This window comes from Variovorax sp. P1_H2, assembly GCF_056405295.1.
Genome location: NZ_JBFUCJ010000179.1, coordinates 1 through 8,204 on the forward strand (window position 1 = coordinate 1; position 8,204 = coordinate 8,204).

The 8,204-nt window shown below is 69.9% G+C and carries 6 protein-coding genes; 5 read left to right on the top strand and 1 reads right to left on the bottom strand.

Annotation, left to right across the window (positions count from 1 at the left end; all coding sequences use genetic code 11):
• The first annotated feature begins 171 nt into the window (after positions 1-171).
• From AC1D2E_RS33385 to AC1D2E_RS33395, 3 genes are all read left to right on the top strand, one after another.
• A complete protein-coding gene (locus tag AC1D2E_RS33385; protein WP_478201380.1) occupies positions 172-1,962 on the top strand; it encodes an acyl-CoA dehydrogenase in 1,791 nt (596 codons plus the stop codon).
• 179 nt (positions 1,963-2,141) lie between these two features.
• The gene (locus AC1D2E_RS33390; RefSeq protein ID WP_478201381.1) at positions 2,142-3,104 is read left to right on the top strand and encodes an NAD(P)H-dependent flavin oxidoreductase; all 963 of its coding nucleotides are present in this window, start codon (positions 2,142-2,144) and stop codon (positions 3,102-3,104) included.
• A 136-nt stretch (positions 3,105-3,240) separates the two neighbouring features.
• Complete coding sequence (locus tag AC1D2E_RS33395; RefSeq protein ID WP_478201385.1) at positions 3,241-4,347, top strand: acyltransferase family protein; 1,107 nt, start codon at positions 3,241-3,243, stop codon at positions 4,345-4,347.
• On the opposite strand, the gene AC1D2E_RS33400 is transcribed toward AC1D2E_RS33395, so the two are convergent.
• Positions 4,344-5,435 carry a glycosyltransferase family 4 protein gene (locus tag AC1D2E_RS33400; RefSeq protein WP_478201382.1) on the bottom strand — a complete coding sequence of 364 codons (1,092 nt, stop codon included), beginning with the start codon at positions 5,433-5,435 and terminating at the stop codon, positions 4,344-4,346. The genes AC1D2E_RS33395 and AC1D2E_RS33400 overlap by 4 nt on opposite strands.
• A gap of 54 nt (positions 5,436-5,489) precedes the next feature.
• On the opposite strand from AC1D2E_RS33400, the gene cydD reads away from it, so the two are divergent.
• Positions 5,490-7,202 (top strand): thiol reductant ABC exporter subunit CydD, encoded by a 1,713-nt coding sequence (gene cydD, locus AC1D2E_RS33405; RefSeq protein WP_478201383.1) that lies wholly within the window; start codon positions 5,490-5,492, stop codon positions 7,200-7,202.
• Positions 7,199-8,204, top strand: a 1,006-nt coding sequence (locus AC1D2E_RS33410) for an ABC transporter domain-containing protein (protein WP_478201384.1), incomplete at its 3' end; no start/stop codon positions are given. The genes cydD and AC1D2E_RS33410, both read left to right, overlap by 4 nt.

An 8,204-nucleotide genomic window follows, 5' to 3' on the forward strand; every position in this document is an offset into this window, starting at 1 on the left:
GCGCCGATCTTCTCGGTGGCCGACTACGGCCTGGTCGCCGACCTGTTCACGGCCGTGCCGGAACTGGTCAAGGCGCTCTGATCCTTCAAGACATGTGAGCCGAAGGGCATCGTTCGCGGTGCCCTTTTTCACATCGGTTGGCATTGGGCCGCAAGGCCGCAGGAGACATTCATGAGCTATATCGCCCCCCTCAAGGACATGCTGTTCGACATCGAGCACCTGGCGGACATCGCGCAGGTGGCGAAGATGCCGGGCCTCGAGGATGCAGGCCTCGAAACCGCACAGGCGGTGCTCGAGGAATGCGCCCGCTTCAACCAGGACGTGATCGCGCCGCTGAACGTGGCGGGCGATCGCAATCCCTCGTCCTTCAAGGACGGCCAGGTGACGACCACGCCGGGCTTCAAGGAAGCCTTCGCCCAGTACGTGGCGGGTGGCTGGCAAGGGCTGCAGCATCCCACGGACTTCGGCGGCCAGGGCCTGCCCAAGACCATCGGGGCCGCCTGCGGCGAGATGCTCAACTCGGCCAACATGAGCTTCGCGCTGTGTCCGCTGCTGACCGATGGCGCAACGGAAGCCCTGCTGACGGCAGGCTCCGACGAACTCAAGGCCATCTACCTCGAGAAGCTGGTGAGCGGCCAGTGGACCGGCACCATGAACCTGACCGAGCCGCAGGCCGGCAGCGATCTCGCGATGGTGCGCAGCCGCGCCGAGCCGCAGGCCGACGGCAGCTACAAGGTGTTCGGCACCAAGATCTTCATCACCTACGGTGAGCACGACATGGCCGAGAACATCGTCCATCTGGTGCTGGCCCGCGTGACCGGTGCGCCCGAAGGCGTGAAGGGCATCAGCCTGTTCGTCGTGCCCAAGTTCCTCGTGAACAAGGATGGGTCGCTGGGCGCGCGCAACGACGTGCACTGCGTGAGCATCGAGCACAAGCTGGGCATCAAGGCCTCGCCGACCGCGGTGCTGCAGTACGGCGACCATGGCGGTGCCATCGGTTATCTCGTGGGCCAGGAAAACCGCGGCCTCGAGTACATGTTCATCATGATGAACTCGGCCCGCTACGCCGTGGGGATGCAGGGCATCGCAATTGCCGAGCGTGCCTACCAGCATGCGGTGGCCTATGCCAAGGACCGCGTGCAGAGCCGTCCGGTCGACGGCTCGATCAACGCCAGCGCGCCGATCATCCATCATCCCGACGTCAAGCGCATGCTGATGACGATGCGCGCGTACACCGAAGGTTGCCGCGCCATGGCGACGGTGGCCGCCGCCGCCTACGACGCGACGCACCATCATCCCGATGCCGAGACGCGCAAGCAGAACCAGGCCTTCTACGAATTCATGGTGCCGCTGGTCAAGGGCTACAGCACCGAGATGAGCCTCGAAGTGGCCTCGCTGGGCGTGCAGGTGCACGGCGGCATGGGCTTCATCGAGGAGACCGGCGCGGCGCAGTACCTGCGCGATGCCAAGATCCTCACCATCTACGAAGGCACGACCGCGATCCAGGCCAACGACCTGGTCGGCCGCAAGACGGCGCGCGACGGCGGCCAGACCGCGAAGGCGATCGCGGCCCAGATCGAGAAGACCGAGGCCGAACTGGCGCAGCGCGACAGCGCCGACGCCAAGGCCGTCGCGAAGAAGCTCAAGGCCGCCCGCGAGGCTTTCGTCGACGTCGTCGGCTTCGTCGCCGGCCAGACCAAGGCGTCGCCGAACGCGGTGTTCGCGGGCAGCGTGCCCTACCTGATGCTGGCGGGCAACGTGGTCGCCGGCTGGCAACTCGCGCGCTCGCTCCTGGTCGCCGAGGACCTCGCCAAGGCCGGCACCGACGTGGCTTTCATGAAGGCCAAGATCGCGACGGCCCGCTTCTATGCGGAGCACATCCTGAACAAGGCGCCCGGCCTCCGGGACAGCATCGTCGACGGCGCCGACAGCGTCACCGCCCTCGCGCTCGAATCCTTCTGACATGACGCTCACCCCCAGGTTGGCCCACTTCGTGTGGCCGCCCACCCCCTCTCCGGGGGCAACACCAGCGGCCCGGCAGAGCCGGTTCCGCGGTGTTTCCCGAGCGGGCCTCGCTTCGCTGGCCGGCTTGTTTCGTGCACGACTCACCCTCTAATTCCTTCAACATTTCCGGAGACCCCATGTCCAAGCTGCCGCCCGTGCTCGCCAATCTTCCCCTKCCCATCATCGGCTCGCCGCTGTTCATCATCAGCAATCCCAAGCTGGTGATCGCCCAGTGCAAGGCCGGCGTCGTGGGCTCGATGCCGGCGCTCAATGCGCGGCCGGCCGCGCAGCTCGAGGAGTGGCTGATCGAGATCACCGAGGAGCTGGCCGCCTACAACAAGGCCAACCCCGACAAGCCGGCCGCGCCCTTCGCCATCAACCAGATCGTGCACAAGAGCAATGACCGGCTCGAGCACGACATGGCGATGGTCGTGAAGTACAAGGTGCCGATCGTGATCACCTCGCTCGGCGCGCGCACCGACGTCAACGATGCGGTCCACAGCTACGGCGGCGTGACCTTGCACGACATCATCAACAACACCTTTGCGAAGAAGGCGATCGAGAAGGGCGCCGACGGCCTGATCGCCGTCGCGGCGGGGGCCGGCGGCCATGCGGGCGTCAAGAGCCCGTTCGCGCTGGTGCAGGAAATCCGCCAGTGGTTCGATGGCCCGCTCGCGCTCTCGGGTTCGATCGCCAATGGCAGCGCGGTGCTGGCCGCGCAGGCCATGGGCGCCGACTTCGCCTACATCGGCACCGCGTTCATCGCCACCGAGGAGGCCCGCGCCAGCGACGAGTACAAGCGGGCGATCGTCGAAGGCACGTCCGACGACATCGTCTACTCGAACCTGTTCACCGGCGTGCACGGCAACTACCTCGCCCCCAGCATCGTGGCCGCCGGCATGGACCCGGCCAACCTGCCCGAAGGCGACCTCAAGACCATGAACTTCGGCGGCGGCGAGGGCAGCAAGGCCAAGGCCTGGAAGGACATCTGGGGTTCGGGCCAGGGCATCGGTGCGGTGACCGAAGTCGCGACCGCCGCGGCTTTCGTCGAAAAGCTCAAGCGCGAGTACTTCGACGCCCGCCGCCGTCTGGCGCTGTGAAACTCCCCCCGATGCGCCTGCGGCGCCTCCCCCCTCGAGGGGGGCGATACCAGCGGCCCGGCAAAGCCGGTTCCGCGGTATCCCTGGTATGGGATCGCCGAAGACCGTGACGCGAGAGCTTGCCGCAGCGGGCCGCATGCCGCTGCTCGACGCGGTCAAGGGCGTCGCCTGCGCGCTGATCATCGGTCATCACCTGGCGCGCTACGGTCCGCTGCAGGCAGGTGCGTCCTCGCTGGCGCCGGCGCTGTTCAACTGGCTGGCCCAGGACGGCCGGCTCGCGGTGCAGGTGTTCCTGGTGCTGGCCGGCTTCCTGGCGGCCGGCAGCCTGGCGCCCGATGGCGTGCTGCGGGTCGACCGCCCGCTGGCCCGGGTCGGTCAGCGCTATGGTCGTCTGGTCATGCCCTACCTGGCCGCGCTGAGCTTCAGCGTGCTGGTCGCGGCACTGGTCCGGCCCTGGCTCGAAGGCGACGCGGTGCCGGCCGCGCCCGGCCTCGCGCAGTTGCTGGCGCACGGCCTGCTGCTGCAGGACCTGCTGGGCTTCGATGCGCTGTCGACGGGCGTCTGGTACGTGGCCATCGATTTCCAGCTTTTCGTGCTCGCCCTGGCGGCGATCGGCCTGTCGGAGCTGTTGCAGCGGCGCTGGTCGCTGGGTCCCGAGCGTTCCCGCTGGCTGGTGGCGGGGCTGGTGCTGGCGCTGGTGGTGGCCTCGCTCGCGGTGTTCAACCGCCGGCAGGAACTCGATGCCACGGCGATCTATTTCTTCGGCTCCTACGGCCTGGGCATGCTGGTCTTCTGGATCGGGCGCGCCACCCGCGACAGCACCTGGCGCTACGCGATGCTGATGCTGGTCCTGGTGGGTGCCGTGGCGCTGGCGCTCGAATGGCGCAGCCGCATCGCGATCGCGCTGGTCACGGCGCTGGCGGTGGCCGTGGTGCAGCATCGCGACGGGCTCGCGCCTGCCGCCTGGCCGCGTATCGGTGCGCCGCTGGTGCGGCTCGGCCGCATCTCGTACTCGCTGTTCCTGATCCACTTCCCGGTGCTGCTGCTGGTCAGCGCGGCGATGAGCCGCCTGTTGCCGGCGACGCCGTGGATCGACCTGATGGGCCTGCTGGCGACCTTCGCGCTGTCGATAGCGGCCGCTTCGCTGCTCTACCGCTGGGTCGAGTCGCGGCCCGCCACGTGGCGGGCGGTGCTGGGCCTGTTCGCGGGTCTGCTGGTGTGCGGTCTGCTCGTTTCCGGCTAGGCGACCTCGTCACGCTTCTGCGGTGCAGGACCCGGGTCCGATCGCCGGTAAGCTTCGGCATACCTGAGTCCGAGCACGTTCGATGAATTGAGCTGCTGGTGAAACGAGAAGAAGGCTCGGCCTTCTTCGGCCACCGCCGCAGGATCGTCGAACCAGCTCGCCAGCGCGTCGGCCAGGGCGCCGGCATCGCCATAGGGCAACCCGTTCGGCAGCCTCCGGTCGGGCGGCAGGCAGTCGCGCGAGCCGTCGACATCGGTCAAGAGCGAGGCACGGCCCGCGGCGGCCGCTTCGATCGTGACGATGCCCTGGCCTTCGATGGAACTGACGAGGATGGCAAACATCGACTGCGCATACTCGCTCCGGACATCGGCCACATAGCCGCGGAAGAGCACCCGGTCGGCGACCCCGAGATTCCGGCATTTCTCTTCGAGCGCCGGGCGCAGCGGTCCCTCGCCAACGAGCACCAGCTCGGCGTTGATGCCGCGGTCGCGCAGCAGGGCCCAGGCATCGATCAGGGTGCCATGGCCCTTCACCGGGACGAACCGGGCGACGCACACGGCCCGCCGGCGCACCGCGGCCAGGTCGATGGCCGGGACGCGCTCGGGAAATGGGGTGGGATTGCCGAGGACCACGACGTCGCGCGTGCGCGTCGTGGCGACGATGTTGTCCTTGACGGAGTTCGTCACCGCGATGGCGCGGCGCGGACTGAACAGCCAGAACGCGGCCGAGAAGCCGTAGGTGAGGTTGCCCGAGTAGAGCACCGGGCGGCGCAGCAAGGGCTTCAGTGCCGTCAGCACCATCGAGAGCCGCCGGTGGTGCACGTGGATGAGATCGATGTTCCGGGCATCCAGCAGGCGCTTCAGGCGCATCACGCTGCGCCAGAAGACGCCCGGATGGCCGGACATCAGGCCCAGGTGCTCGATGCGGCCGGGCGGGATCCACGACAGGTCCTCTTCTTCATCGCCGTACTGGCAACTGACGAAATGGTTTTCAATGCCGCAGGGCTGCACGGCCTCGTGGATCCGGCGGATGGCCATCGTCACGCCGCTGCTGCGGTAATAGTTGGGATTGATGACGCAGATGTTCATGGGCTTCTGGTAGCTTAACGACCCTCGGCTCTGCAGCGCAGATGCACATCTCGTATGATTCTCGAGATTTCAGTAAATACTGAAATTACAGTAGTTGATAAATACGTGAACTCTTCCGCCCCGTCGTTCGCCAGCCTGGTCCAGGGCGCCGCCGCGCTGCTCTGGCTGCCGCAGGCGGCGTTGCTGGCCTGGGCGGTTCAGCGACTGGGTGCGGGCGAGGGCCTGGCCGCGGCGTTGTGGCCGGCTGCCGGCATYCTGCTGCTGGGGCTGGCGCGTGCAGCGGCCGAGGCCTGGGGYGCGCGCCGCCTGTATGTGCAGGCACGCGCGCACCTGTCCCTCCTGCGGGCCCGGGTGGCGGCCGGGCTGGCGGCGCGTTCGCCGCTGGACAGCGCCCGTCCCGCCTCCGGCCTGGCCGCCAGCGTGATCGCCGAGCAGGCCGAGGCGGTGGTGCCCTACCTGGTGCGCTACGCCCCGGCGCGCTGGCGGGCGATGGTGGTGCCGCTGGCCATCGTGGCGGTGGTGGCCGGCTTGTCCTGGGTGGCGGCCGCGGTGCTGCTGGTCGCCGCGCCGCTGATCCCGATCTTCATGGCCATCGTCGGTTGGCGCGCCAGGGCCGCGAGCGAGGCGCAGATGGTCGAGATGGGCAGCATGAACGGCTTCCTGCTCGATCGCCTGCGGGGCCTCGCGACCCTGCGTTCGCTCGGCGCCGTCGACCTGACCGCGCGGCGCCTCGGCGAAGCGGCCCAATCGCTGCGGACCCGCACGATGGCGGTGCTGCGCATCGCCTTTCTTTCGTCCGCGGTGCTGGAGTTGTTCTCCGCGTTGGGCGTCGCGATGGTGGCGGCCTACATCGGCTTCCATCTGCTGGGCACCCTCGGCTTCGGTACCTGGGGCCGCACGCTGAGCCTGGGCGAGGGCCTGTTCGTCCTGCTGTTGGCGCCGGCCTTCTTCGAGCCCTTGCGCGAGTTGTCCGCGGTCTGGCACGACCGCGCGGCCGGCGAGGCCGCGCTGGCGTCGCTCGAGCGCCTGAGCGATGGCGGCGTCGTTCTGCCGGGGGCTTCGGCGGCGGACACGCAGGGCCCGTCGCCGGCCGCAGTCGCCGCGACCGGGGCACCCGCGGTTCGCGTGCGCGGCCTGCGCTTCTCGCACGCCGGCGAGGACGCCTTCTTCGACAACTACGACCTGCGCGTGGGCGCGGGCGAGCATGTCGCCCTGATGGGGCCCAGCGGCTCGGGCAAGACGGCGCTGCTGAGCCTGATCGCCGGCCTGGTGCCGGCGCAGCACGGCGAGATCCTGATCGGCGGCGTGCCGTTGTCGGACGACACGGTGGCGTCGCTGCGCGCGCGCATGGCGTGGATGGGCCAGCGGCCGCATGTCTTTGCCGCGTCGGTGCAGGCCAACGTGGCGCTCGGCCGCAGCGGCGTGCAGGCGGCCCAGGTGGAGGCCGCGATGCGCTTCGCGGCGCTCGACGGTGTCGCCCAGGCGCGTCCCGGCATCGCGCTCGGGGAGGGTGGCGGCGGCCTGTCGGGCGGCGAGGCGGTGCGGCTGGCGCTGGCGCGCGTGGCGGTGCTTCCCGAGGCCGATCTGCTGCTGGTCGACGAGCCGACCGCGCATCTGGACAGCGAGACGGCGGAACGCGTCGTCGACGCCCTGATGCAGCTGGCGCGCGGCAGGACCCTGATCGCCGCCACCCACGATCCGGTGCTGGCCGCCCGCATGGGCCGGGTGGTCCGGCTCGACGAATTGCCGGCGAGGAAAGCGGCATGAGACGCCCGACCGCTCCCGAGGCGAATGCCGAAGCGCTGTTGCGCGAAGCTTGCCTTGTGAGTTTCTGGCGCGATGTCCGGCCGGTACTCGCGGCTTTTTGCGAGGCCCAGCCGCGCCGGCTGGCCGGGGGCGCGGCCCTGGCGGCGCTGACAGTGCTGATGGGCATGGCGCTGCTGGGCCTTTCGGGCTGGTTCATCACCGCCACCGCGCTGGCCGGCCTGCAGGCCGCAACGGCGCTGCGCTTCGATGTCTTCATGCCGTCGGCGGGCATCCGCCTGCTGGCGCTGGGCCGCACCGGCTCGCGCTACGCCGAACGGCTGGTCACGCACGACGCCACCTTCGGCGTGCTGGCCGCGCTGCGCGAGCGACTGTTCCGCGGCTGGGCCCGGCCCGACGCGGCACGCCGGCTGCTGGCCCGGCCGGCCCGGCTGCTGTTCCGCCTGACCGCCGACATCGACGCCCTTGAGTCCTTCTACCTGCGGCTGCTGGTGCCCGCCGGTGCCGCCCTCGGCGCCGCGCTGCTGGCCGGGATCGTGCTGGGCGTCATGAAGGCCTGGATGGGCGCCGTGCTGGCGCTCTGGCTGGTCGTCGCGGGCTGGGGCATCGCGCTCGCCGTCGCGGCGCGCGCCCGCCCGGCGGCGGTGCGGCGCGCGCATGCGATGGAAGCCCTGCGCGCCCGCGCCGCCGACCTGGTGTCGGGGCAGACCGAACTCGTCATGGCCGGCAGGGTCGATGCGCAGCGCGCGTCGCTGGCCGCCGCCGATCACCGTCTCGCGAGCGCCGACCACGCGCTCCATCGGCTCGAAGTGCGCGCCGGAATGGCCTACGGCATGGCCGGGACGCTGACCCTCGTCGCGGTGCTCTTGGCCGCCTCCGCGCTGGTGGGGCAGGGCGCGATCGGCGCACCGGCCGCGGCGCTGGCGCTGCTGGCCGCGCTCACCGCGATCGAACCCTTCGCCGCCCTGCGCCGCGGCGCGCTCGAAGCCGGCCGGGCCTGGCTGG

Coding starts and splice junctions, on each gene's coding strand:
- AC1D2E_RS33385 (WP_478201380.1), top strand. CDS start 172: ATGAGCTATATCGCCCCCCTCAAGGACATGCTGTTCGACATCGAGCAC.
- AC1D2E_RS33400 (WP_478201382.1), bottom strand. CDS start 5,435: ATGAACATCTGCGTCATCAATCCCAACTATTACCGCAGCAGCGGCGTG.
- AC1D2E_RS33395 (WP_478201385.1), top strand. CDS start 3,241: ATGCCGCTGCTCGACGCGGTCAAGGGCGTCGCCTGCGCGCTGATCATC.